Source organism: Sphaerisporangium viridialbum (genome assembly GCF_049674955.1).
GTDB lineage: Bacteria > Actinomycetota > Actinomycetes > Streptosporangiales > Streptosporangiaceae > Sphaerisporangium > Sphaerisporangium viridialbum.
Map to the genome: position 1 here is coordinate 4,122,054 of NZ_CP187232.1, position 24,845 is coordinate 4,146,898.

Consider the following 24,845-nt stretch of genomic DNA (forward strand, 5'->3'; position numbering starts at 1 on the left):
CGCCCCGGATCCGATCCGGACGTCCCGGATCGGCCGCCCCGGAACCCACCCGAAGAACCGACAGGAGACGTACATGAAAGCTCTGGGCCGAGCGGCCGCCGTGGTGGCGGCGGGAGCCACGATCGCCGGTTGCGCAGGCGGACCCGGCAGCGGGGGGAGCGGGGACAAGATCAGCGACGGCAAGGTGGTGCTCGCCGTGCTCAACGACCAGTCGGCGATCTACGCCGACCTGTCGGGCAAGAGCAGCGTCGAGGCCGTCAACATGGCCGTCGCCGACTACAAGGCGAAGTACGGCGACAAGGCGGTCGCCAAGGACATCGAGGTCCTGTCCGCCGACCACCAGAACAAGCCGGAGGTCGCCAACTCCAAGGCGCAGGAACTCTACGACCGGCAGCACGCCGACGTCGTGCTCGACGTGCCCTCCTCGGCCGCCGCGCTGGCGGTGGCGGGGGTCGCCAAGGCCAAGAAGAAGATCTTCATGGACATCGGCGCCGCCACGACCGAGCTCGAAGGCGCCCAGTGCAACAAGTACACGTTCCACTACGGGTACAACACCTACATGCTGGCCCACGGCACCGGCGACACGGTCACCAAGGACGGGTCGAAGAACTGGTACATCGTCTATCCGGACTACGCCTTCGGGCAGGACATGCAGAAGAACTTCACCGCGGCCGTGAAGGGCGCCGGCGGCACGGTCATCCAGAGCGACCCCGCGCCGTTCCCGAACGACAACTTCTCGACGTTCCTGCTGAAGGCCCCGGGCCTTACCCCGAAGCCCGAGGTGCTCGGCACCATGCAGGCCGGCGGTGACCTGGTCAACCTGGTGAAGCAGTACAACGAGTACAAGCTCCGCGACAAGGGCATCGGCCTGGCGGTCGGGCTGATGTTCATCACCGACATCCACTCGCTCGGCCCGGACGCGCTCGCGGGCACCAAGTTCACCGACGCGTGGTACTGGAACGCCAACCCCGAGAACCGCGCCTGGGCCGACAAGTTCCAGGCCAAGGTGAACAAGCGGCCGAGCTTCCCCAACGCCGCGAACTACTCCGCCGCCACGCAGTACCTGGAGGCCGTGCAGCGCGCGGGCACCGATGACTCCGACGCGGTGGTCAAGCAGCTCGAAGGCTTCAAGTTCGAGGACGTCTTCGCGCGGAACGCCACGATCCGGGCCCAGGACCACCTGCTCCTGCACGACGTCTCGCTGGCCCAGGTGAAGCCGTCGAGCGAGGTCAAGGAGCCCTGGGACTACGAGAAGATCCTCAGCACCATCCCCGCCGACCAGGCGTTCCAGCCCGCCGACCCCGCCTGCAAGCTCTGAGCCGCGCCGGGCGCGGCCACCCGCGCCCGGGTTCCGAGCCCCCCGGCCGGGGCCGCCCCGGCCGCACGCCCCACGGCGGGGGCGCCCGCCCCCGCCCGTCCCCTTGGAGGTCACCGTGCTTCAACAGGCGTTCAACGGCCTGGTGGGTGGCGCCTTCTACGCCCTGCTCGCCCTCGGCCTCGCCGTCATCTTCGGCATGCTGGGCGTCGTCAACTTCGCCCACGGTGCCTTCTACATGCTCGGCGCGTTCGGCTCCTACGTGCTGCTGGACTCGTTCGGCGTGAACTTCTGGGTCGCGCTGGTCGCGGTCCCCATCGTGCTCGGCCTGGCGGGCACCGTGCTGGAGCGGCTGTTCATCCGGCGGCTCGCGCCGCTGGACCCGCTCTACAACTTCCTGTTCACTTTCGGCCTCGCGCTGATCCTGCAGGACCTCGTCAAGCGGGAGTACGGCGTGCAGTCGCAGCCCTACCCCCGCCCCGACCTGCTCTCGGGCACGGTCGACCTCGGGTTGTTCGGCTACCCGGCCTACCAGGTGTTCGTGCTGGCCGTCTCCGTCGTCGTCTGCGCGGCGGTGTGGGTGGTCCTCACCCGCACCCGCGTGGGCATGATCGTGCGGGCCGCGACCGAGCGGCCCGAGCTGACGCGCGCCCTCGGCATCGACGTCGCCCGCTGGGTCACCCCGGTCTTCGGCTTCGGCATCGCGCTCGCCGGGCTCGCCGGAGTGCTCGCCGCCCCCATGCGCGCGGTCAACCCGCTCATGGGCGGCGACCTGATCATCACGGTCTTCGCGGTCGTGGTCATCGGCGGGCTCGGGTCGATCTTCGGGTCGGTGGCGGCCGGGTTCGCGATCGGGCTGATCTCCGCGCTCGGCAACCTTTACGTACCGGCCCTGTCCCAGACGCTGGTGTTCATCCTGATGGCCGCCGTGCTGCTCTGGCGGCCCGCCGGCCTGTTCGGACGCGAGGAGGCGCTGTCGTGATCCTTTCCCGGCTGGCCGCGAGGCCGATCCTGCTCGTCGCCGGGCTGTTCCTCGCCCTGGCCCTGCCCTGGATGGTCTACCCTCCCGTCGCCCTGGACATCGCCTGCTGGGCGCTGTTCGCCGCCGCGCTCGACCTGCTGCTCGGATTCACCGGGCTGCTGTCCTTCGGGCACGCCGCGTTCTGGGGCGGTTCCGCGTACGCCGCCGGCCTCATCGCGCTGCACAGCGGGCTGCCGTTCCCCGTCGCCGTGCTCGGCGGCGCGGCGTTCGCGGCCGTGCTCGCGGTCCCCATCGGCTACCTGTCCGTACGGCTGCGCGGCATCTACTTCGCGATGGTCACCCTGGCCTTCGCGCAGATGGTCTACTTCGTGGTCAACCAGTGGCGGGACCTGACGGGCGGCGAGAACGGCCTGCAGGGCGTCCCGCGCGAGCTGCTCGGCCTCGACCTGTCCGACTCGTTCGTCTTCTACTACGCCGGGCTGCCCCTGGTGCTCGCCGGGTTCGTCGCGGTGTGGCGGATCGTCCGCTCGCCGTTCGGCAGGGTGCTGGTCTCGATCAGGGACAACCCGGCCCGCGCGCAGGCCCTCGGCTATCCGGTCCAGCGCTACAAGCTCCTGGCCTTCGTCCTGTCGGCCGGGCTGTCCGGGCTGGCCGGCGGGCTGTTCGCCATCGGCCACGGCTTCGCCTCGCTGGAGAGCGTGTACTGGACGACGTCCGGGCAGGCCGTGATGATGGTCGTCCTCGGCGGCATCGGCACGCTGTGGGGCGGCGTCATCGGCGCGGCCCTGGTCGTCGAGCTGAACGACTACCTGGTGACCGCCGGCTTCGAGGGCATCGGCATCGTCACGGGCACGATCTTCGTGATCGTGGTGCTCGTGTTCCGGCGGGGCATCTGGGGGACGGCGCGCCACCTGCTGGCGGCCCGCTCCGGCGGCGGCCGGCCGGGGGAGCGGGGCCCCGGGGACGCGCCCGACGGCACGCCCGCCCCCACCCAGGGCGTCGGCTCGCCGGTGTAGCGCCCTGATCCGCGATTCGTGTCCGAGGTAGCTCGCCGCATTCCCGTACTTCTAGGAGCAACTGCTGTGGTTTCAACGAGCGTGACCGCCGGGAAGGTGGCCGAGGTGGACCTGACCGGCCGGCGTGCCCTGGTGACGGGCGGAGCGAGCGGCATCGGCCGGGCGTGCGCCCGGCGGCTGGCCGGGGCGGGGGCGGAGGTCGTGATCCTCGACGTCCGCGAGGAGGTGGCGCGCGAGGCCGCCGAGGAGATCGGCGGGCTGGCCCTGGCCGCCGACCTCACCGACATGGCGGCCGTGGACGCGCTCGACTTCGGCGGCGTGGACATCCTGGTCAACAACGCCGGCTTCCAGCACGTCGCGCCGATCACCGAGTTCCCCCCGGAGGTCTTCTCCGCGATCCTCAAGATCATGGTAGAGGCGCCGTTCCGCCTGGCACGCAAGGCCCTGCCGGGGATGTACGAGCGCGGCTGGGGCCGCGTGATCAACATCTCCTCGGTGCACGGCCTGCGCGCCTCGCCGTACAAGGTCGCCTACGTCACGGCCAAGCACGCCCTGGAGGGACTGTCCAAGGTGATCGCCCTGGAGGGGGCCGCGCACGGGGTCACCTCCAACTGCGTGAACCCCGCCTACGTCCGCACGCCGCTGGTCGAGGAGCAGATCGCCGACCAGGCCCGCGTCCACGACCTGGACCCCGGCCAGGTCGTGGAGCAGATCATGCTGGCCCCTGCCGCGATCCGGCGCCTGATCGAGCCGGACGAGGTCGCCGAGAGCGTCGCCTTCCTCTGCTCGCCGCAGGCGTCCATGATCACCGGCGCGTCGCTCACCATCGACGGCGGCTGGACCGCACGCTAGAGCGGCCGCGATGGTCGGGGGATAAATCGTGATCAAGGGGACAATGAACCCCATGAGCTGCACCGTCTTTCTCGAACTCCTCGCCCGGGAGGCCCCGCCCGTCGAGTTCGAGGCCCCGCTGGTCGAGGCCCGCGCCGCCGGGGCCGCCCCGGAGATCCTCGCCGAGCTCGACCGCGCCAAGCTCGCCGCGCTGCGCGTGCGCGCCCTGCTGGAGCACCGCGCCCGCCGCGAGGCCGAGCTGTCGGCGCTGTTCGAGACCGCGGGCGACCTGGCGGGGCTCAGGGACGTGGGCGCCGTGCTCGAAGCCATCGTCCGAAGGGCACGCAGGCTGCTGCACGCGGACATCTCCTACATGACGCTGCACGACGCCGACCGCGGCGACACCTACATGCGGGTCACCGACGGCTCGGTGTCGGCCGCTTTCCGCGCTCTGCGGCTGCCGATGGGCGCCGGTCTGGGCGGCCTGGTCGCCCAGACCGGCACGCCGTACGCCAGCCCGGACTACTTCGCCGACGAGCGCTTCCGGCACCGCACCCACATCGACGTCGCCGTCAAGGAGGAGGCGCTGGTCGCCATCCTCGGGGTGCCGATGCGGCTGGGCGCGCAGATCATCGGCGTGCTGTTCGCCGCCAACCGCAGTGCTCGCCCCTTCGCCCAGGAGGAGGTGGCGCTGCTGGCCTCGCTCGCCGCGCACGCCGCCGTCGCCCTGGACAACGCCCGCCTGCTGGAGGAGACCCGCACCGCGCTCGGCGAGCTCAGCGCGGCCAACCGGCTCATCCAGGCGCGCAGCGCGGCCGTCGAGCGGGCGGCGCAGGCCCACGACCGCATGACGAGCCTGGTCGTCCGGGGCGGCGGGGTCGAGGACGTCGCGGCCGTCGTCACCGACATCCTCGGCGGCGCGCTCATGGTGCTCGACGCGGACGGGCGCAGGCTCGCCGCCGTCGGCTCCGTCGGCGATCTGGACGAGGCGGAGGTGGCCGGCGCCGCCGCCGCCTCCAGCGGCCTCGGCCGCACCGTCCAGCGCGGCGACCTGTGGGTGGCCTCGGTCGCCTCGGGCGCCGAGAACCTCGGCACGCTGGTGCTGCGCACCCCCGACGAGGTGTCGGGCACCGACCAGCGGATCCTCGAACGCGCGGCCCTGGTCACCGCCCTGCTCCTGCTCTTCCGCCGCACCGCCGCCGCCGCCGAGGGCAGGGTGCGCGGAGAGCTCCTCGACGACCTCCTCACCGGCAGGGACGTGCACTCCGACGCCATGTACGGCAGGGCGCGGCTGCTCGGGGTCGACCTCGACGCCCCGCACATCCTGGTCGTCGCCAGGCACCCGGCGGGGGACCCCGGCCCCCGCCAGCGCACGGCGTTCTGGGCCTCGTCCGACGCCGCCTCGCGCCACGGGCTGGTGGCGGCCCGGGGCGAGGAGACCATCCTCCTGCTGCCAGGAGTCCACCCCGGGGCCGCGGCGCAGCGCGTGGCGAAGGAGCTCGGCGGATCCCTCGGGACGCCGGTCACGGCGGGCGCCGCGGGCCCGGTCCAGGGCCCGGCCGCGGTGGCGGACGCCTACCGCGAGGCCAGGCGCTGCGCGGAGGCCATGCTCGCGCTGGGGCGCGCGGGGGAGGGCGCGAGCTGCGACGAGCTGGGCTTCGTCGGCCTGCTCATCGGGCAGGACCGGGACGTCGCGGGGTTCATGGAGTCGGCGCTTGGGCCGGTCCTCGCCTACGACCGGCGGCGCGGCACCGCGCTCGTCCAGACCCTGGACACCTATTTCGGCGTGGGATCCAGCCTGTCGCGCACGGCCGAGCGCCTGCACATCCACGTCAACACCGTGACCCAGCGCCTCGACCGGGTCGGGAGGCTGCTCGGCGACGGGTGGCAGGCGCCGGAGCGCGCCCTTGAGATCCAGCTCGCCCTGCGCCTCAACCGCCTGGGCCCGCTGACCCGGCGGCCCGGACGATCGGGCGAATGAGTCGCATGTCACGTATCGCTCTCGCAATAAGTCGACGAGATTGCGCAATATTGCCGGAGTGTTAACCGTTCGCCGGTAGCTCCTGCGGGACTGGCCCGGCATCGATCGGGATCCCCTACCGCGGCGGGATTTCCGTTCCCGCGGAGCTTTGTTCGGTCCCTAGCTGTGGTGATGGGCCGGGGGACGGGAGAACCCCGTACCACGCCGCTCCGCCCGCCCTTACAAGGCACTCCCATAACCGATGGCTATGGTGTCAGCGGCTTGCGTCGTTTTTTACAGTATGCTTGCGGCGTGACACGTCGACTTGCGGAAGTTGCTAAGAAGGTCGGGGTCAGTGAGGCCACGGTCAGCCGTGTGCTGAACAGCAAGCCCGGGGTGTCCGACTCCACGCGTGCCGCGGTGCTCACCGCGCTGGACGTGCTCGGATACGAGCGGCCGACCCAGCTGAGAGGCGAGCGCGCCCGCCTGGTCGGTCTCGTGCTGCCCGATCTCGGCAACCCCATCTTCCCCGCCCTCGCCGAGGTCGTCGGCGGCGCCCTCGCGCAGCGCGGCTTCACTCCCGTGCTCTGCACGCGCACGGCCGGAGGGCTGTCGGAGGCCGACTACGTCGAGATGCTTCTTGAGCAGCAGGTCTCCGGAGTGGTGTTCGCCGGCGGCCACTACGCCGAGGCCGACGCGCCGCACGAGCACTACCACCGGCTCCTCGGGCTGCGCCTGCCGGTCGTCCTGGTCAACGCCGCGACCGACAGCCTCGACTTCCCGCGCGTGTCGACCGACGACGCGGTCGCGGTGGAGCAGGCGTTCAGCCACCTGATGTCGCTCGGGCACGAGCGCATCGGGCTGGTGCTCGGCCCCGAGGACCACGTCCCCTCGCGGCGCAAGCTCAAGGCCTTCACCCTTGCGGCGCGGCGCGCGGGCCTGGAGATCGGCCCCGGCGCCGTCGAGCGCAGCCTGTTCTCCCTCGAAGGCGGCCAGGCCGTGGCCACCCGGCTCGTCCGCGAGGGCATCACCGGCATCATCTGCGCCAGCGACCCGCTGGCCCTCGGCGCGATCCGCGCGGTGCGCCGCCTCGGCCTGTCGGTGCCGCAGGACGTCTCGATCGTCGGCTTCGACGACTCCGCCTTCATGAACTGCACGAACCCCCCGCTGACCACCGTGCGCCAGCCCATCGAGGCGATCGGCCGCGCCGCTGTGACGCTGCTGGTCAACCAGATCGAGGAGGCGCCCGCGACCGCCGAGGAGCTGCTCTTCGAGCCCGAGCTGGTCGTCCGGGGCTCGACCGCGCCGGCCAAGGTACGGGCGCTCGCCGCCTGAGCGCCGCGGTGGCGGGCCTCGGTCCTTGAGGACTCCAGCTGTGGTTCGTGATGATCCGTGGGGCAGAGTAGGGGCATGTCCACGTACGAGACGATGTCGTTCCACCTTGAGACCGAGCGGCTGATACTGCGGCCGTGGGCCGAGTCGGACGCCGCTGAGCTCCGCGCCCTCCACTCCGAACGCGGCAACGGGACGCCCACGGTTGAGCACACCCGGACGCTCATCGCGAAGCAGCTCACCGCAACGGCGACAACGGGGATCGCCCTGCTGCCCATCCAGCGCCGTGACGAAGGCGACTTCATCGGCTATTGCGGGTTGATCATCGGCCGCGCCAGGCTGGGGGCGGGCGCGCCTCGTTTCGATGGATCCTGCGGTGGCGTGCGCGATCGTGGTGGCTCCTGCTGGCATTCGTCCTACCCGTGTGGCAGTTCGTCTCGGTCGCGCTGTCGACCAATGTGATCACGCGCCCCTGAAGTCCACCAGCTAGTCCTTGAGGCTCTGCTCGGCGAGCCGCTGGGTGAGGTGCCCGCGCATCTGCTGGGCCACCGGGGCGTCCATCTTGTCGGTCAGCGCGAGCGCCTGGGTCAGCGAGTCCTGCGCCGCCTCGCCGTCGCCGGCCGCCTGCTGCGCGTCGCCCAGCCTGATCAGCGTCCGCGCCTCCTGGAGCGGCATGTGCATCTGCCTGAACAAGGTGAGCGCCTGCTCCAGATGGACGACCGCCTGGGGCGGATCGTCCCGCGCCTTGGCCAGCTCGCCCAGGCCGAGCTGCACCCGCGCCTCCACGAGGTGCTCGCTGGAGGTGCTCGCCAGCATCAGCGAGCGTTGCAGCGCGCTCTCCGCCTCGGGGAGCTCCCCGCGCCGGAGCCGGGCGATGCCGAGCCCGTGCAGGGCGTACGCCTCTCCGGTGGGGTCGCCGATGTTGCGCACCACGTTGAGCGCCTCCTCGAACACCTCCACCGCGAGGCCGGGCTGGTCCGACTGGAGGTAGGTGTGGCCGATGCGGTGCAGGACCTGTGCCTCGACCCGCCTGCTGCCGCTGCGGCGGCTCAGCTCCAGCGCCTCCGACAGCAGCCGCTGCGCGCCCGGCAGGTCGTCGAACTCCAGGCGGAGCTGGGCCAGGTTGTGCAGCACGTACGCCGAGGCGACCTGGTCCCCGTTGCTCCGGAAGATCTCAAGGGCCCGCCGGTAGTGGGCCTCGGCGTCGGCGAACCGCCCGCTGAGCCGGTCGAGGAACCCGATGTTACGGATGACCAGGGCCGTTCCCTGGCTGTCGCCGATCTCCTCGAAGAGCTGGACGGCCGCCTCGAAGTCGCAGCGCGCGTCGCCGAACCGCTGCTCGGTGATGTAGAGCGAGCCCCGGGAGTAGAGCATCGCCGCCTGGCCGCACTTGTCCTGCGCCTGCCGGGTGGCCGTCAGCGCGATCTGGTGGGTCTCCCGCCAGTCGTCCAGGTAGACGCGCGACTCGAAGAGCGTCACCGAGCTGATCGCCAGGTCCCAGCACAGGGCGACGAAACCGGCCTGCGAGGCCTGCCGTATGCCGGAGACGAGCATCGAGCGCTCTCGCTCGTACCACTGGAGGGGCGAGGCGACGAGCTGGTCGACCAGCTTGGCCGGGAGCGGCCAGCGGGGGGCGTCGCTGTGGATCTGCACGTAGTCCCCGCCGTACTCCCGGCGGTGCGCCGCCTCGGCGAGGAACAGCAGCCCGCCGAGCACGCGTGCCAGCGCCGCGTTGCGCTCGGCGGCGGACTCCTCGGCCGCCAGGCGCTCCCGGGCGAACACCCGGATCAGGTCGTGGAAGCGATACTGGCTGTGCACCCCGTACCCGACGCCCGTGGTCTCGATGAGCTGCGCGTCCGCCAGGTCGTCCAGCAGGTCCTGCGCGGTGCCGAGCGGCTGGTCGAGCAGGGCCGCGCTGACCCAGGCGGAGAAGATCTGGGCGTCCAGGATCGTCAGGCGGCGGAACAGGCGGCGGGCGTCCTCGCTCACGCTGTCGTAGGTCAGTGAGATGCTGGCGCGGATCCCCATCTCGCCGTGCTTGAGCTCGTCGAGCCTGCGCGTCTCGTCCTCAAGGCGGCTGACGAGCTGCTCGACGCTCCAGTGCGGGCGGGCCGACAGGCGAGCCCCGGCGATGCGCAGCGCGAGCGGCAGGTGGCCGCACAGCTCGGCCAGGGCCTCGGCGGCCTCGATCTCCGACTGCACCCGCTCGATCCCGGCGATGCGGGAGAGCAGGTTCACCGACTGGTCGGAGTCGAAGGTCTCCACGTCGACGTGGACGGCGCCCGCCAGCCCCGCGAGGCGGCTGCGGCTCGTGATGATGACCGCCGAGGACGGGTTGCCCGGGAGCAGGGGGAGCACCTGGCTCTCGCTGCCCGCGTCGTCGAGCACGATCAGCATCCTGCGGTCGGCGAGCATCGCGCGGTACATCTCGGCCCGCTCTTCGAGGCCGTCGGGTATCGCGGTGCCCGACACGCCGAGCACGCGCAGGAACCGCTCCAGCACCTGCATGGGGCTGGCGGGCCGGGACGCCGCGCCGTGCAGGTCGGCGAAGAGCTGGCCGTAGGGGAAGCGCTCTCCGACGCTGTGGGAGGCGTGCACCGCGACGGTGGTCTTGCCGACCCCGGGCTTGCCGACGATCACGATGATGGGCACGGCGTAACGCGACCGGTCCTCGGTGGCGAGCATCAGCCGCTGCCGGATGTCCTCGATCTGCTTGGTGCGGCCGGTGAAGTCGGCGATGTCGGTCGGCAGCATGCCCGGGATGCTCGGGACCTTCGGGGGAGTCTGGATCTCCACCTTCTCCGGCACCGGCGGCGGGGGCGGGTCGAGGCTCTCGTCGGAGGTGAGGATCGCGTGTTCGAGCTGCTGCAGCCGCTCGTTGGGCTCGATGCCCAGCTCCTCGATCATCGTGCGGCGGGCGTTGCGGTAGACCTGCAACGCCTCGGCCTGCCGCCCCGACCGGTACAGCGCCGTCATCAGCTGGCCGCGGAGCCGTTCACGGAGGGGGTACTCGTCGGTGAGCTCGGTCAGCTCGCCGACCAGCTCGTGGTGCCGGCCGAGATCCAGCTCCAGCTGGATGCAGTCCTCGTTGGCGGTGACGCGGTTCTCGGTGAGCCTGCTCGCCGCCGACTGCACGAGCCTGCTGTCGATGCCGTCGAGGGCGGGCCCGCGCCACAGCGCCAGTGCCTCGCGGTAGTGCTTGATCGCCTCGTTGACGTTGCGGGCCTCGCGCGCGTGCCGGGCCCGCAGGGTCAGGCTCTCGAAGCGCTGGGCGTCGATCTGGTCGGCGGCGACCCGTATCGCGTATCCCAGCGACTGGGTGGAGATGATGTCGGGGTTGCCGTGGGCGGAGAACAGGCGGCGGAGGGAGGAGATGCAGATCTGCACCTGGGCGCGGGCCGTGGTGGGCGGCTCGTCGCCGTAGATGGCCTCCATGAGGCGGCCGATGGTGACGACCCGGTTGACATCGAGCAGGAGGACGGCGAGCACGATCTGCTGCCTGATTCCCCCGAGATCCAGCCGGCGATCGGCCTCAGACGCTTCGAGAGCTCCCAGAATCCCGAATTCCACCTGCATCTCCTCGCATGAAAAGCTCGCGGCCCATTCCGGAAGTTCGCTCACCCTCCGATGCGAGAGGTACCAGCTGGTTGGTCCAGGAGATCCACCCCGTAGTGGACATCGGCATTGCTGGTCCATGACACTGTGCGCAGATACTGTCGGGCGCGAGCTAGTCACATAATGCGATGTCACTTATGTCTGGATCGTACTACTATACGAGGTTCGGATCTATAGCGAGTCTGCGAATACTTTGTGAATCCGCATACTTATTTGTATGTGCAACGACCTCGGGCCGTTGAACGCGGATCCAACCTGTGATATGTCCCGATATATGGTAGTTTCCGGGTAGCTTGTCAGGAGACCTGGTAAACCAGGTGGCCCGTGGGGGAGTACTCCGGCGCGGCCGGATGCGGACACGGGAACCTCGGCGGCGCTCGGGCCGGTCAGCCCCAGGGAGTGTTGCCGCCGGCGGCCCTCATCGGGGGCAGCGAGGCATTCGTGGCTGCTGGGGACCCCGTGAACGGGGGGAGCCCGGTGCGGGCGGGCGCCGCCTCGCGGATGGCGCCGAATGCGCCGGCGTTGACGGCGAAGACGAATCGGGAGACGCGGCGGCTGTTGTGAGCGCTCATTTTCGCTGACCTCTTCTTGGTGTCGCGGAGGTTGTTTGTCAGCCGATCGGCTGAGCAAGGTCAACGTAGAAAGCGCCACCATTCGGTCCTTATCGGATCTCTTCTCGGCTGGCATCTGTCCAGGTCACGACGTGAATCGGCGTTTTCTTGCGTTTCGCGGAGATTGCGAGACGGGGTGCCGCCACGGTGGCGGGAGCCATGCGAAAGCGGTGTGACCTGCGGCGGGATGCCCCGGGGCGGTGGCGAGTGATAGCCGTGAATAGCCGGGCGAAAGTGAACCGATAGCGGTGTGCGGCACTCTGACGCGCAGGCCGGGACCGGGCCGGTGCCACCGGCATCTTCCTGCCCCCGGATATGCGTGCACGCCAGGTCGGGCACGGCGGGCCGGGTGCGCGAGCCCTCCGCCGGGTCGCTCGCGTGCGCGTCACGCGGACGGCGCCGGCGACCGGCGCGCACCGCGATGGCGCTTGGAGCTGTCCGTCTAGGCGGGCCGGCAGATAGGTGTTCTTACATGAGTATCACTGCGCAAGCCTTGGACGGCGTTTACGGCCGCTCGGCCGCCGGCGTACGTGCGCGCCTCGAACGGGACGCCCACGGAGGCTGGCAGGACCTCGCCGACGCGGAGACCGACAGCGAAGGGCGTATATGCGAATGGCGTGACAAGAAACTCGAGCGCGGCCTTTATCGCATCAGGTTCGACAGCGACTACTATTTCGTCGGCCTGGGACTGAGCGCGGCCTATCCCGAGATAATCGTGACCTTCCGAATGCAGGACGAGACCGACGCCTACCAGATTCAGGTGATGCTCTCCCCGTATTCCTATTCAACGCATTTCAGGATCGCGTGATCGACGGTATTCGTGCTGTGGCCCGTCCCGGCCTCCGTCGTCCCGAGCAAGGCGCGGTACCCGGGGCGGTCCAGGCGGAGAAGGGAACCAGACAGTGACCACCCAACGCACCACGAGCCCGGCGCACCTCGCGCACGCCCCGAAGGCGGGCAGGACCCCGGCCGCGCGCTACCACCCGTTCACGCCCGTGGCCCTTCCCGGCCGCCTCTGGCCGGACAGGACCATCACCTCGGCTCCGCGCTGGGTCTCGACCGACCTGCGCGACGGCAACCAGTCGCTGGCCAACCCCATGAGCCCCGATCGCAAGATGGCGATGTTCGACCTCCTGGTGCGCATGGGGTACCGGGAGATCGAGGTCGGGTTCCCGGTGGCGAGCCAGGACGACTTCGCGTTCGTGCGCAGGCTGATCGAGCGCGACCTGATCCCCGACGACGTGCGCATCTCCGTCCTCGTGCAGGCGCGCGACGAGCTGATCAGGCGCACGGTGGAGAGCCTCGAAGGCGCCCCGCGCGCCACGATCCACCTGTACAACGCCACCTCGCCGCTGTTCCGGCGCGTGGTGTTCGGGATGAACCAGGACGAGTGCAAGGACCTCGCGGTGCAGGGGACCCGGCTGGTCATGAAGTACGCGGACAAGCTGCTGAGCGGTTGCGACCTCGGCTTCGAGTACTCGCCCGAGCTCTTCAACGACACCGAGCTGGACTTCTCCCTGGAGGTCTGCGAGGCCGTGATGGACGTCTGGCGGCCCGAGGCCGGGCGCGAGATCATCCTCAACTTCCCCACGACCGTCGAGCGCTCGCTGCCCAACGTCTTCGCCGACCAGATCGAGTGGCTGGACCTCAACCTGTCCAGGAGGCCGCACGTCTGCCTGTCGATCCATCCCCACAACGACCGCGGCACGGGCGTCGCGTCGTCGGAGATGGCCCTGCTGGCGGGGGCGCAGCGGATCGAGGGCTGCCTGTTCGGCAACGGCGAGCGGGCGGGCAACGTCTGCCTGGTCACGCTCGGGCTCAACCTGCTGACCCACGGCGTCGACCCGGGCATCGACTTCTCCGACCTGGACGGCGTCCGCCGCACGGTCGAGTACTGCAACGAGATCCCGGTGCACCCCCGCCACCCGTACGGCGGCGACCTCGTCTACACCTCCTTCTCCGGCTCGCACCAGGACGCGATCAAGAAGGGCTTCGACGCCATGGAGCACGCCGCCTGCGAGGCGGGGGTCCAGGCGGGAGACCTCCCCTGGGAGATGCCGTACCTGCCGCTCGACCCCCGCGACGTCGGCCGCACGTACGAGGCGGTGGTCCGCATCAACAGCCAGTCGGGCAAGGGCGGCGTGGCGTACGTCATGAGCGCCCGGCACGGGATGAACCTGCCGCGCCCGCTCCAGGTCGACTTCGTCGGCGTGGTCCAGGAGATGGCGGACACCGAGGGCGGGGAGATCACGCCCGACCGGGTCAAGGGGCTCTTCGACCGCGAGTACGTCGAGTACCCCCTGCTCCCCATCCCGCTCGTCTTCACCGGCGAGCCCGTGACGGCCGAGCTCCACATCGACGGCGAGCGGTTCGACGTCGGCGGCGCGCGCTCGGACTCCGTCCGCAGCGTGCGGGGCGCGCTGGCGCGGTGGGGAGTGGACGTACGGGCCGTGCACCGCACCGCCCCCGTCGCGGGCCGGGAGTCCGTCGCGGAGTCGGTCGTCTACGCCGAGTGCCGGGTCGACGGCAGGACGTTCTGGGGCGCGGGCGTCGACCGCGACGTGGAGGCGGCCTCGCTGTCGGCGGTGCGTTCCGCCGTCACCCGTGCCCGCCTGGACGCCGCGCCCCCCGTGCCGTCCGCGCCCGCCGTGCTTCCGGCGTCCGAGCCTGACGCCGTGCCCGTGCGGGCGGGGAGGTCCGGCGACCACGGCGTGCCGGCGCCCCGTCCCTCCCGTCCGACGATGGCCTCGCGGCGATAGCCGCGCGATAAGGGCTGGAAGGCGCCGAAGCCTAGCGTGGCCATTGTCACCGAAAACGGACAAGTGCGGACAATCGGAAAGGCGCCTCGATCATGCGGCGAGTTCGGCAGGAAAACCGGGTGTTGTACGCGATTCATTGGATCCGGGCACACCGTTCCTGCTCAAGGCTGCGCTTCTGATCCACGGCGACATGTGGAATTCGTCGGGAAAAAGGGAGGCTCGTCATGAGCCTGATCGAACGACAGGAGGCACTGGCCTCCCTGGAGGGTCTACTCGCCAGCGCCATCATGGGAAAGGGCCGAGTCGCCCTCGTAAGCGGTACCGTCGCCACCGGTAAGAGCGAGCTGCTGCACTCCTTCGCCGAGCAGGCCGCCGAGCTGGGCGCGCTGCCCATCACGGCGACGGGCTCGCTGGCCGAGAGGGACCTGCCGCTCGGCGTCCTCGGTCAGCTGATCCAGGATGCCCCGCTGGTCCTGGAGGAGCGTGAACGCGCCATGGCCCTCCTGCGGGAAGGCGCCCGCACCGTCATGTCGTCCGGTCCCGAGACCGACACCCTGAAGCAGGTGGACGCGCAGATCGTGCACGCCCTCTGCACCGTGCTGCTCGAACTGTCCGAGCGTTACCCCCTGATGATCGTGGTCGACGACGTGCACCACGCCGACCGGGCCTCGCTGCTCTGCCTGGCCTACCTGTCGCGGCGGGTGCGGTTCGCCTCGATCGTGGCGGTGTTCAGCCACTCCACCCACGGGCGGTACGCCGAGACCTCCTTCCCGACCGAGCTGCTCCGCCAGCCCCACTGCCGCCGCGTCCAGCTCTCCCCGCTGTCGCAGGCCGGTGTGATGAGCCTGGTGGCCGAGCAGCTCGGGACCCAGGGCGCCGAGCGGTTCGCCGGCGAGTGGTACGCGCTGAGCGGCGGCAACCCGCTGCTCGCCGCCGGGCTGGTCGAGGACTACCAGGCGGCCACGCGGGCCGCCGGAGAGCCTCCCGCCGACCTCGTCCCCGGGGACGGCTACGGACAGGCCGTCGTGTCCTGCCTGCACCGCGCCGACCCCAGGATGCTCCAGGTCGCGTGGGGGCTCGCGATCCTCGGCGAGCCCGGCTCGCTCGACCAGCTCCTCGGGGTCGGCCAGGACTTCGTCTCCCGCGAGCTCCAGGCCCTGGCCAACGCCGGGCTGCTCACCATGGGCCGCTTCCGCCACGAGTCCGCCCGCGCGGCCGTACTGGCCGAGCTCGACGCCGGCGAGCGGGGCGCGCTGCACCGCCGCGCCGCGGAGCTCGCGTACGACAGCGGCGGCTCCACGACGGTGATCGCCGACCACCTCCTGCACGCCGGTCGCGTCGAGGACCGCTGGGCGGTCGACGTCCTGGAGGACGCCGCGCGCCACGCCCTGCGCGACGGCCGCGTCGAGCCCGCGGTGGAGTACCTGCGCCTGGCCTGCCGGATCAGCACCGACGACCACCAGCGGGTCAGGATCACCACCGCGCTCATGCGGGCCGAGTGGCGGATCAACCCGAGCACGCCCACCGGCCACTTCCCCGAGCTGACCGACGCGCTCCACAAGGGACAGCTGCGCGGCAGCGACGCGGTCGTGCTGGCCAAGGCCCTGCTGTGGCACGGCAGGTTCGACGACGCGCAGGACGTGCTGAAGCGTCTCGGCGAGTCGGGCGAGAAGCTGGACGCGGACACGGTCACCGAGCTCGTCGTCACCCGCCCCTGGCTGCGCTGCTCCTACACCCCGTTCCTCTCCCAGCTTCCCCAGGTGACCGGCGAGCAGTCCCGCGCGGCCATCCTGTCGGTGACGGCCTACCGGCGCCTCGAGTCGGCGATCACGCTCGCCGCCGTGCTGACCCGTGGGCCGCGCGACGAGATCGTGGCCGTGGTCGAGCGGATCCTGCGCAGCTCCCGCCTCGACGAGATGTCGATGGACACCGTGGAGAGCGCCCTGCTCGCCCTCACCTACGGCGGGCGTCCCGACAAGGCGGCGCCCTGGTGCGACCTGTTCATCGACGAGGCATCGTCGAGGCACGCCCCGAGCAGGCGGGCACGGCTGTCGGCGATCAGGGCGGAGATCGCGCTCCGCCAGGGCGACATGCTCGGCGCCGAGTTCCACGGCCGCCTCGCCCTGGACATCATCCCGCTGAGCAGCTGGGGAGTCGCCGTCGGCGGCCCGCTGTCCAGCCTCGTGATCGCCTCCACCGCCATGGGCAACCACGACGCCGTCAACGAGCTGCTCGACCAGCCGGTGCCAGACGCCATGTTCCAGACCCGGTGGGGACTGCACTACCTGCACGCCCGCGGGCGCTACAGCCTGGCGACCGACCACGCGCAGCTCGCGCTGCGGGACTTCCAGCGGTGCGGGGAGCTCATGGGCCGGTGGGACCTCGACGTGCCGTGGCTGATCCCGTGGCGCACCGAGGCGGCGGAGGCGTGCCTGCGCCTCGGCAGGCCCGACCAGGCCCGCAGGCTGGTGGAGGAGCAGATCAGGCGCTGCGGGACCAGCGCGCCGCGGGTGCACGGCATCGCCATGCGCCTGCTGGCGGCCACCAGCGAGCCGCGCCATCGCCCCATGCTGCTGCGCCAGGCCGGTGACCTCCTGCAGTCCGGGGGAGACCGGTACGAGCTGGCGCGCGTGCTCGTCGACCTCACCGAGGCCTTCCACGCGCTCGGCGAGTACCGGCGGGCGGGCATGATCGGCGGCCGGGCCCGCGCGGTCGCGCAGGAGTGCCACGCGGACCCGCTGAACAGGTCGCTCACCCGGGACGGCGACGCGGGTGCCGCCGCGGTGACCGGCTCCGCCCCCGAGGTGGCCGACGTGACGGCCATCCTGAGCGACGCCGAGCGGCGGGTCGCGGTGCTGGCCGCGGCCGGCTACACCAACCGCGAGATCGCCGACAAGCTGTACGTCACGGTCAGCACCGTCGAGCAGCACCTGACCCGCACCTACCGCAAGCTGGACATCACCAGCAGGGCCGAGCTGCCCTCCACGCTGGAGCTCGGCACCTCGATGCCCGCCTGAACCCCCGAAAGCCGCACCACCCCCGAACCGCCTCCGCAGCGAGGAGCGCTCACGTCGCCCAGCGCGGTCCCCCCGGTGCCCCCGGCGTTCCCGGCCTCCACGGCGGGCGCCGGCGCGGGCCGGGCACGAGACCGCTTCGCGCGAGGCGGAGCTCGCGCAGGGCGCGCGCCGCGCCGGTCTGCCTGGCCAGATCGAGTGCGCGGCGCGCGACCTGCGCGCAGCGCTCGCTCTCGTGCGCGTCGGCGTACGCGTGGGCGAGCCGGGCCAGGTCGTAGGCGGTCGCGGCGCTCTCCTTCGCGGAGGCCAGCTCCCGTTCGAGGATCTCGATCGCGTCGTCCAGATGGCCGAGGTCCAGGAAGCACTCCGCCGCCAGCACGTCGTGCAGGGAGGGGGAGTAGCCGAACGTGTACCTCGCGCGCTCCTCCGGCTCGGCCCCGGGCGGCTCGGCGGACTCCTCCAGGCGGCGGTGGCACATGTCCTCCTCGCCGGCCATCGCGTGGCCCTGCGCCTCGCGCAGCCGGGTCAGGGCCTCAAGGCGCGGGGACGGGGCCGCGTGCTCCCTGGCCGGGCGCTCCCGGGCGGCGACGGCGATCTCCACGACCTCGCCCGGATCGCTGCGCGGGCCGGTCAGCCCCGCCCGGCTGGCCATCGTGTACGCCACCAGGCTCTCGTCCTCCGACCGGCCCGCCGCGCGCCGGGCGCGGTCGGACCACCTGAGGGCCTCCCCGAGGTCGCCCGCCTCGTACCGCATGCGGCTGATCGTCTCGGCGTCCTCCGACGAGAGCATGATCAGGGCCCGGCGGACCGACGGCCTGGCGTCGCTGTGGAAGCCCTGGACCAGGGTGAAGACCGGCGTCAGGACGTCGGCCAGGTCGGAAGGCCGCCGGGCGGGCCGGGCGCAGGCGTCCAGGAGGGCTTCCAGGTAGGCCACCGTCTCGGCGTCGGCCCGCGCCGGGTTCTCGACGGCGCGGCCGGTCCGCTCCTCCTCCTCGGGCGTGAACCGGCCCGGCACCAGCGGAACCCCCGTGAGGTGGTGCCAGAGCGTCGTGCCGGCGGGCTCTCCGCTCTCCCCGCCGAGCAGGTCGCCCTCGCCCGCGCCGTACACGCGGCAGAGCAGCTCGGCCTCGCGCTCGTCAGGCCGCCGCTCGCCGGTCTCCCAGGAGCGGACGGTCCGCGTGAGCTCCTCCCCGGCCGGCAGACGGTCGCGGGTGTCCTCGTCCGCCGCGCCGGTGAGCCGCTGCCCGAGATCCTCGCGGCTCCACAGCTTGCCCCGGCGCCACGCCCGCAGCCGCGCGGCCCAGAGGGGGATGTCGATGCCGATCATCGCTGCTCCTTCCGGCAGGGGAGCGGGCATGGGTGCCTCGACGGCCGTCTCCCATCCTTCGCCGTCCCCAGGGATCCGTCATCCCCCAACCTGAGGATGAAGGCCCGCGGCACGGCGGGCCGGGCGTGCCGGCACACGCCGTATCCGCGGCCTCAGCCACCGGGGCTCTGACCTGCGTTAACGTCACGCCCAGTACGCGTGGACGACCAGGAAGACCCAACATGACGCCGCTCACCCGACGGGCCGGACGCGATCCGCTGCCGATGGCGCTCATCGTGCTGACCGTGCTGAGCGGCGGGGTGGACGCGGCCAGCTTCCTCGGGCTGGGGCACGTCTTCACCGCCAACATGACCGGCAACGTGGTCGTCCTGGGCTTCGCCGCCGGGGGCGCCCCTGGCTTCTCCGCGGCCGCGTCCCTGGTCTCGCTCCTGGCCTTCCTCGCCGGGGCCGTCGTGTCAGGCAGGGTCGACCACCGCGTGCGGCCCCGGCGCGCCAGGGTCCTGATCACGCTGGCCGCGGAGGCGGCCGTCCTCGGAGCCGCCGCGGTGGTCGCGGCCGTACTGGACCTCTCCGCCCCCGCCGGGCGGTACCCGGTGATCGCGATGGTCGCCGCGGCCATGGGACTGCAGAACGGCACCGTGCGGATCCTCGCGATACCGGGGATCACGACCACCGTCCTGACCCGCACCCTCACCGGCCTCGCATCGGAGTCGAGCCTGGCCGGTGGCACCAACGCCGGGGCGGCGCGCAGGATCGCCTCGGTGCTGGCGATGCTGCTCGGCGCCTACCTCGGAGCCGTGCTGCTCCGGCACACCGGGCCCCCGTGGGTGCTGGTCGCCGTCACCGTGTGCGTGGCACTGATCGCCGCCGGGTACGCGGTGCACCCGGGCTCGCGTCGGGAGCCGTGACGGCGATCAGGTGGCCATGCGCCGCCCATCATGGGCCACGCCGAGCCCCCGGCCGTCAGCCCTCCGCCAGGATCGAGCGGGCCTCGGCGGCCACCCGCGCCATGCCCAGGCGGTCGGCCAGGCGCAGCGAGCGGTGCAGCAGGCGGGTCGCCTCGCCCGCGGGGTCGGACGGGTCGAGCAGCCGCAGGGCCTTGGCGCGGTCGAGCTGGATCCTCGCCATCTGCGGCGGCGCGGCGGACACCATGCGCGCCGCCTCCTCGTAGCAGCGCAGCGCCCCCGCCGCGTCGCCCGCGGTCATCGCCAGCAGCCCGCGGAACCGCGCCGTCGGCCCGAGCAGCGCGGTCGGCCACCCGGCCAGCACGATCTCCTCGGGGTAGGCGGAAAGCCGGGCGCGCAGGAGCGGCACGTGGGCGTCCAGCCCGGCCCCCTCGACACCGGCCTCGCCGATCAGGGCGCACGCCTCCGCCAGGACCGCGAGCGTCGGCACCGTCCATCCGTGGGGCGGCAGCGCCGCGAGGCCGGACGTCTCGCGCACGATGGCCGCGAGCCGGTCGGCGGCCTCGTCGTGCTGGCCGGTCTCGCACAGGGCCAGCACGTGCGCGGCCCGCCAGATCGGGAAGTACCCGTGCTGCTCGATCTGCCGGGCCAGGCCCGACCCGAACAGCTCGCCCATCCTTCCCCGCTCGTGGAGCAGCCAGTAGTACTGCCCCATCCAGGTCTGTGCCAAGGTCTCCACGGGGACGGCCTGGCCGGCGGCCAGCTCGTCGACCATGCGCCGGGACTCGCCCATGAGGCGCTCCTCGGCGCGCTCGAACTCGCCGTCCCACAGGTCCATGACCGTGTCCAGGGTGCTCTGGAGCCAGGGGCCGAGCACGCGGGGGTTGCGGGCGACGTGCCTGCGGTGGTTGTCGACGGTGCCGAGCGCCTCGCTGAGCATGCCGAGCCTGAGCTGGTCGACGGCCAGGGCCACCATCGCCTCGCTCTGGAAGTACGCCGACCCCGCCCGGATCCCCGCGTCGTGGAGCCGCGCGGCGATGTCGAGCAGCTCACCGGGGTGGGCATGGTCGAACAGCGCCCAGCGGCACTCGTCGAGGACCTCGCAGCGCACGAGGGCCTCGCCGTCCTCAGGAAGCTCCAGCAGCGTGGCGCGGGCGAGCCGCACCGCCGCCGCGGGCCCGTCCGGCCCCGGACCGCTCTGGCCGACCGCCATCGTCCGCTTCTTGGCGAGGTGGGCCTGGAGCTGCAGGCGCAGCGCCACGGCCTCCTCGTCGGAGTCGTCGCCGAGCCCCGCGATGCCGTCCTGGAGCAGGTGGGTGAGCTGCTGGTCGACCTGGCCGGGCGCGGACCACCTGCGGGCCAGCCGGACGGCCGCGGCGGCGGCCAGCCTCGGCAGGCCCCGCGCCGTCTCGTAGGCGGACAGGTAGCGGCGTCCCGCCTCGTCCATGTCGCCGCCGTCGCTGAGCGCGTCGCCCAGCGTGATCAGCAGCCCGGCGCGGGTCGCGGGGTCGCATCGGAGCCCGAGCCCGGCGTGTGCCCAGGCGACCGCGCTCTCGACGCCGAACCCGCGCTGTTCGGCCCGCGCCGCGTCCAGGCAGGCCGCCGCGGCGCGCTCCTGCGGGATGCCGGGCCCGGCGGCCCGCGCGTGCTGGGCGATGCGCACCGGCAGGGCGGGGTCGCCCCAGCCCGCGGTGGTCATGCGCTCGGACAGCGCCTCGAAGGCCCGGCGGTGCAGGTCCCTCGCCAGGGCGGGATCGCGCTTGAGGTCGTCCAGCACGCCCTCGCGCGAGCGGTCGTGCGGGAAGCACACCCGGTCGTGGCCCCGGATGGCGTTGCCCGCAGCGGCCAGCGCCTGGTTGCGGTCGGCCTCGCCGGGGGAGAGGTCCAGCATCCGCGCGACCAGGGCGGTGTCGATGTCCAGGCCGAGCGCGGTGATCGCGGCGGCCGCGAGCCAGGAGAATGCGGGGCCGGTCCCGGCGCGGGCGCCGGACGGGCGCGGCTCGCCGTGCTCGGACAGGTCGCACAGCTCCAGCGGCAGGCCGTCGGTGACGTGCGCGGCCTCCTTGGTCTCGTCGGGCGTCGGCTCCCTGCCCCACACCTGGCCGAGCCACTGCCCCACCTCGTCCATGGTCAGCGGGGAGACGGTGACGGTGTCCATGGCCTCCTTCCAGTGCGCGGCCTCGGCCCTGGTGGCGAGGACGAAGCCCACGGGAGCCGGGCCGAGCCCCCTCCTGACGTGCTGGAGCAGCTCCTCGGCGTACGGGCTGAGCAGGTGCGCGTTGTCGAAGGCGACCAGCAGGCCGTCGCCCGCGGCCCGGCGCAGCAGGCTCGTCAGCAGGAAGGTCAGCTCCCTCGGGTCGCGCTCGTGGCCGGGCCGGACGGCGGAGTCGCCGAGCACGCCCGCCGACATGAGCTTCGAAAGGGTGTCCCGCTCCTGGGTGCTGATCGGATCGGCCGGGGCCGACAGGTCGCGGCGCAGATGCCCCCAGAGCGCCCCGGCGAGCTCGCGCCACGGTTGCAGGCCGTCGAGCTCCTGGCACATGACGGTCACCATGCGGACCCGGGTGCGGGCGGCCATGCGCGCCGTCTCCCTGAGCAGGCGGGTCTTGCCGATGCCGCCCACGCCGCACACGGCGAGGGCCGCGGCGTCGCCGCCGGACAGCCGGTCGATCAGCCCCGACAGCTCCAGGAGCTCCCGGCGGCGGCCGACCAGCACCGGGGGACCGCCCTGCTCCTCGGGTTCCCCGCCCGCGCCGAGCGGCGCGCGGACGTCGAAGCCGTGCTCGTGCAGGGCGAGCAGGTCGTCGGCGCGGCGTACGGCCTCGTCGCCCGGCGAGTGCGGCCTGCGCCGCCCGACGACGCGCCGGGCCGCGGCTCCGCCGTCCTCCCGCAGGGTGGTGAGGAAGCGCAGCAGCCACACCGCCGTGGTGTCCTCCTGCCCCTCGCCGACGACGCTCTCGGCGAGGAAGCCCGCGTCCTCGTACCGGCCTTGCTGGAGCGCGATCCTGGCGACGAGCCGCACCAGGTCCGCGCGCTGTTCAGAAAGCTTGGCGCGGTAGGTCTCGCAGACCCACGGCAGGCTCCAGCCGGCCGCCAGCGAGGCGAAGGGCGCGCCCCGCCACTCGGCCGCCGCCGCGCGCAGGGCCGCCATGGCCCCGGTGAGGTCGCCCTGGTCGTACAGCTCCCGCCCCTCGCGCAGCCGCCGCTCGAACCGGGCGGCGTCCAGGGTCGCCGCGAGGTGGCCCTGCTCTCTCTCCACCAGCTCGTAGGCGTGGGACCACTTGGCGGGAGGGATGTCGAGCCCGCTGCCCGCGAGGGCCTGCCGCAGCCGCGACAGCGGGGGCGCCACGTCGGGCACCGGCCAGTCGGGGCCCTGCCCGAGCGCGGCGGCCAGGTTGTTCTGCGGGATCGGGTTCCTGGCGGAGACGAGCATGGCGAGGGCCTTGGCCGTCTGCGGCAGGAGCTTCCTCGGTGCTCCGTCCACGAGGATCGAGACCTCGCCGAGCAGCCTGATATCGAATATCGCCACGTTCACCGCCGGGGATCGGTTTGCGATTCTCCATTGACGGCCTTCCCCGCAAGGTCATCGCAAGGATCAATGGCCACGATGGGGCCGGTGGCAGAAAACAGCCGTAAACCCTTGTTAACGCTATGACGTGAGGTGAGCGCGTGGCAAGGATCGACCGAATTTCGGTTGACGCGCTCGACGAGCACCAGCTCGAAGAGGTCAGGCAGAGCGTACGTCGCGAACGTGACGCTGAGGCTAATAGGCCATTAAGTGTAGCGATAATGGGTCAGACGGGTGTCGGAAAGTCGTCACTGGTCAATGCGCTGTTCGGAACCCGCCTGGCGGTGGGCGACGACAAACCGGTGACCCGCGAACCGCACGCCATCTCCGTCCCCGGAAATTCCGGTCATACGCTGACATTTTGGGATATGCCTGGAATAGGGGAATCGGCGGGCGCCGATCGCGCGTACGCGTCGATGTACCTGGACAGGCTCTCGGAGTCCGACGTCGTCATCTGGGCCGTCCACGCCGACAGCCGGTCGGCGGCCGACGAGACGCGCCACCTGAACCGGATACTCAAGGGCGCCGATCCGCGACTGCGGCGCGAGGTCGTCGGCAAGCTGACGTTCGTCCTCACCAAGGCCGACATGCTGACCCCGCCGCCATGGATCTTCGACATGCGAGGACGCCAGGGCTCGTTCGTCCCCAGCCCGGCCCTGGCCGCCCGGCTGGAGCGCAGGGCCGGCCACGTCGAGAAGACGGTCATCGAGCCCTGGTGCGAGCTGCTGCGCGCCGGCACGTACAACACCGGGGAGTTCGCGGTCTCTGACGAGAGGCTGAGCTTCGACAGGCACGCCGTCCACTACCGGGGCCACTTCTCCGAGCAGGCGCGCGAGAGGTACTCCGCCGCCCACCCCGAGCACGCCGCGGTCTTCTCGCGCCTGCGCGACAACCATCGGGTCCTACCGTGCTCGGCGCTGTTCCGCTTCAACCTCGCACGGCTGATGGTGACCGTGGTCAACAAGCTCGGGCCCACCGCGATCTTCCGGTTCCAGCGCGTGCTGGACGACGCCGCCGAGCTCGCGGGCGTGCCGGTCGCCGCGATGCGGGAGTACGGCAACTTCGTGGTCTGGGACGGCGTCCGCGGCGTCAGCGCCTACGACCTGGCGCGGTTCCCCCTGTGAGCCCCCACCGGCGGCCCGCCGCGTATCACCGTCCCGCCGGCGCGGGTGACCGGCCATGATGGACGATGACGACATCCTCCAGGCGGTGGAGGCGAGGCGCAGGGAGGACGCCGAGTACCTCACGCGGCTCGACTACGCGGTCCAGTACCGCGACGAGGCCGCGATCGAGCACCTGATCAAGGAGGCCGTCACCCGGCGGCTCGGCGTGGTCGCGGACGTGGGCTTCGACGTCGTCAGGAGCATCTGGAACTGGCTCGTCGCGCGCTGATCCCCGGGGGCGCTCCCGCCCCGGCCGCCGTCGCGCGGTGCCCGCACGATGTGCGGAGACGCCTTCAGCGCGCCGCCGGCTTCCCTCGCGTAACAGCGATGTGACCGGTATGTGATCGAATACCCGCCTTCAGTGACCCCCTGGGCGCACGCGCGCCTCCAAATTATGGAAAGAATGTGTATGTAGATGGACTAGTCCGTCCGACACCGGGGGAGGCG

17 protein-coding genes are annotated in these 24,845 nt (G+C 71.9%); 13 read left to right on the forward strand and 4 right to left on the reverse strand.

Going from position 1 to position 24,845, the window contains the following annotated elements:
• Nucleotides 1-73 precede the first annotated feature (73 nt).
• The 7 genes from ACOZ38_RS18290 to ACOZ38_RS18320 all read left to right on the forward strand — a co-directional run bounded on the left by ACOZ38_RS18290 (nucleotide 74) and on the right by ACOZ38_RS18320 (nucleotide 7,898).
• Complete coding sequence (locus ACOZ38_RS18290; protein WP_424532081.1) at nucleotides 74-1,318, forward strand: ABC transporter substrate-binding protein; 1,245 nt, start codon at nucleotides 74-76, stop codon at nucleotides 1,316-1,318.
• Between the two features lie 115 nt (nucleotides 1,319-1,433).
• The gene (locus ACOZ38_RS18295) at nucleotides 1,434-2,297 is read left to right on the forward strand and encodes a branched-chain amino acid ABC transporter permease (RefSeq protein ID WP_405149776.1); all 864 of its coding nucleotides are present in this window, start codon (nucleotides 1,434-1,436) and stop codon (nucleotides 2,295-2,297) included.
• Nucleotides 2,294-3,313, forward strand: a complete 1,020-nt coding sequence (locus ACOZ38_RS18300; RefSeq protein WP_424532083.1) for a branched-chain amino acid ABC transporter permease — start codon at nucleotides 2,294-2,296, stop codon at nucleotides 3,311-3,313. The genes ACOZ38_RS18295 and ACOZ38_RS18300 overlap by 4 nt, the downstream gene beginning before the upstream one ends.
• Before the next feature lie 66 nt (nucleotides 3,314-3,379).
• On the forward strand, nucleotides 3,380-4,165 hold the full coding sequence (locus tag ACOZ38_RS18305; protein WP_405149773.1) for a 3-hydroxybutyrate dehydrogenase: 786 nt from the start codon (nucleotides 3,380-3,382) through the stop codon (nucleotides 4,163-4,165).
• 52 nt (nucleotides 4,166-4,217) lie between these two features.
• A complete protein-coding gene (locus tag ACOZ38_RS18310; RefSeq protein ID WP_424532085.1) occupies nucleotides 4,218-6,125 on the forward strand; it encodes a helix-turn-helix domain-containing protein in 1,908 nt (635 codons plus the stop codon).
• A 291-nt stretch (nucleotides 6,126-6,416) separates the two neighbouring features.
• Nucleotides 6,417-7,439 carry a LacI family DNA-binding transcriptional regulator gene (locus tag ACOZ38_RS18315; protein WP_424532087.1) on the forward strand — a complete coding sequence of 341 codons (1,023 nt, stop codon included), beginning with the start codon at nucleotides 6,417-6,419 and terminating at the stop codon, nucleotides 7,437-7,439.
• A 75-nt stretch (nucleotides 7,440-7,514) separates the two neighbouring features.
• On the forward strand, nucleotides 7,515-7,898 hold the full coding sequence (locus ACOZ38_RS18320) for a GNAT family N-acetyltransferase (protein ID WP_424532089.1): 384 nt from the start codon (nucleotides 7,515-7,517) through the stop codon (nucleotides 7,896-7,898).
• 24 nt (nucleotides 7,899-7,922) lie between these two features.
• Here the strand turns inward: ACOZ38_RS18320 and ACOZ38_RS18325 are convergent, their stop codons facing one another.
• A complete protein-coding gene (locus ACOZ38_RS18325; RefSeq protein WP_424532091.1) occupies nucleotides 7,923-11,006 on the reverse strand; it encodes an AfsR/SARP family transcriptional regulator in 3,084 nt (1,027 codons plus the stop codon).
• Between the two features lie 431 nt (nucleotides 11,007-11,437).
• The gene (locus ACOZ38_RS18330) at nucleotides 11,438-11,623 is read right to left on the reverse strand and encodes a hypothetical protein (RefSeq protein WP_424532093.1); all 186 of its coding nucleotides are present in this window, start codon (nucleotides 11,621-11,623) and stop codon (nucleotides 11,438-11,440) included.
• Between the two features lie 511 nt (nucleotides 11,624-12,134).
• Between ACOZ38_RS18330 and ACOZ38_RS18335 the strand changes: the two genes are divergently transcribed.
• From ACOZ38_RS18335 to ACOZ38_RS18345, 3 genes are all read left to right on the forward strand, one after another.
• Nucleotides 12,135-12,470 (forward strand): hydroxyisourate hydrolase, encoded by a 336-nt coding sequence (locus tag ACOZ38_RS18335; RefSeq protein WP_405149757.1) that lies wholly within the window; start codon nucleotides 12,135-12,137, stop codon nucleotides 12,468-12,470.
• A 94-nt stretch (nucleotides 12,471-12,564) separates the two neighbouring features.
• Nucleotides 12,565-14,421, forward strand: a complete 1,857-nt coding sequence (gene leuA / locus ACOZ38_RS18340; protein WP_424532095.1) for a 2-isopropylmalate synthase — start codon at nucleotides 12,565-12,567, stop codon at nucleotides 14,419-14,421.
• Between the two features lie 224 nt (nucleotides 14,422-14,645).
• A complete protein-coding gene (locus ACOZ38_RS18345) occupies nucleotides 14,646-17,438 on the forward strand; it encodes a helix-turn-helix transcriptional regulator (protein ID WP_424532097.1) in 2,793 nt (930 codons plus the stop codon).
• Between the two features lie 49 nt (nucleotides 17,439-17,487).
• Here ACOZ38_RS18345 and ACOZ38_RS18350 read toward each other — a convergent pair whose 3' ends face one another.
• Nucleotides 17,488-18,762 carry a hypothetical protein gene (locus ACOZ38_RS18350; protein ID WP_424532098.1) on the reverse strand — a complete coding sequence of 425 codons (1,275 nt, stop codon included), beginning with the start codon at nucleotides 18,760-18,762 and terminating at the stop codon, nucleotides 17,488-17,490.
• Nucleotides 18,763-18,983: 221 nt separating this feature from the next.
• Here ACOZ38_RS18350 and ACOZ38_RS18355 point away from each other — a divergent pair, with 221 nt between their 5' ends.
• Nucleotides 18,984-19,670, forward strand: a complete 687-nt coding sequence (locus ACOZ38_RS18355; protein ID WP_424532100.1) for a YoaK family protein — start codon at nucleotides 18,984-18,986, stop codon at nucleotides 19,668-19,670.
• A gap of 55 nt (nucleotides 19,671-19,725) precedes the next feature.
• On the opposite strand, the gene ACOZ38_RS18360 is transcribed toward ACOZ38_RS18355, so the two are convergent.
• Entirely contained in the window at nucleotides 19,726-23,196 is a 3,471-nt protein-coding gene (locus tag ACOZ38_RS18360; RefSeq protein WP_424532102.1) for an AAA family ATPase, read from the reverse strand.
• Between the two features lie 140 nt (nucleotides 23,197-23,336).
• Here ACOZ38_RS18360 and ACOZ38_RS18365 point away from each other — a divergent pair, with 140 nt between their 5' ends.
• Both ACOZ38_RS18365 and ACOZ38_RS18370 read left to right on the forward strand, forming a co-directional pair.
• Nucleotides 23,337-24,359, forward strand: a complete 1,023-nt coding sequence (locus tag ACOZ38_RS18365) for a GTPase family protein (RefSeq protein ID WP_424532104.1) — start codon at nucleotides 23,337-23,339, stop codon at nucleotides 24,357-24,359.
• Nucleotides 24,360-24,414: 55 nt separating this feature from the next.
• Nucleotides 24,415-24,627, forward strand: coding sequence for a hypothetical protein (locus tag ACOZ38_RS18370; RefSeq protein ID WP_424532106.1), 213 nt, complete (start codon nucleotides 24,415-24,417; stop codon nucleotides 24,625-24,627).
• Nucleotides 24,628-24,845: the final 218 nt, after the last annotated feature.

Bases quoted from the DNA above. Each gene is read 5' to 3' on its own strand.
- ACOZ38_RS18290 (WP_424532081.1), top strand. From the start codon at position 74: ATGAAAGCTCTGGGCCGAGCGGCCGCCGTGGTGGCGGCGGGAGCCACG.
- ACOZ38_RS18310 (WP_424532085.1), top strand. From the start codon at position 4,218: ATGAGCTGCACCGTCTTTCTCGAACTCCTCGCCCGGGAGGCCCCGCCC.
- ACOZ38_RS18320 (WP_424532089.1), top strand. From the start codon at position 7,515: ATGTCCACGTACGAGACGATGTCGTTCCACCTTGAGACCGAGCGGCTG.
- ACOZ38_RS18330 (WP_424532093.1), bottom strand. From the start codon at position 11,623: ATGAGCGCTCACAACAGCCGCCGCGTCTCCCGATTCGTCTTCGCCGTC.
- ACOZ38_RS18335 (WP_405149757.1), top strand. From the start codon at position 12,135: ATGAGTATCACTGCGCAAGCCTTGGACGGCGTTTACGGCCGCTCGGCC.
- ACOZ38_RS18345 (WP_424532097.1), top strand. From the start codon at position 14,646: ATGAGCCTGATCGAACGACAGGAGGCACTGGCCTCCCTGGAGGGTCTA.
- ACOZ38_RS18350 (WP_424532098.1), bottom strand. From the start codon at position 18,762: ATGATCGGCATCGACATCCCCCTCTGGGCCGCGCGGCTGCGGGCGTGG.
- ACOZ38_RS18355 (WP_424532100.1), top strand. From the start codon at position 18,984: ATGACGCCGCTCACCCGACGGGCCGGACGCGATCCGCTGCCGATGGCG.
- ACOZ38_RS18370 (WP_424532106.1), top strand. From the start codon at position 24,415: ATGATGGACGATGACGACATCCTCCAGGCGGTGGAGGCGAGGCGCAGG.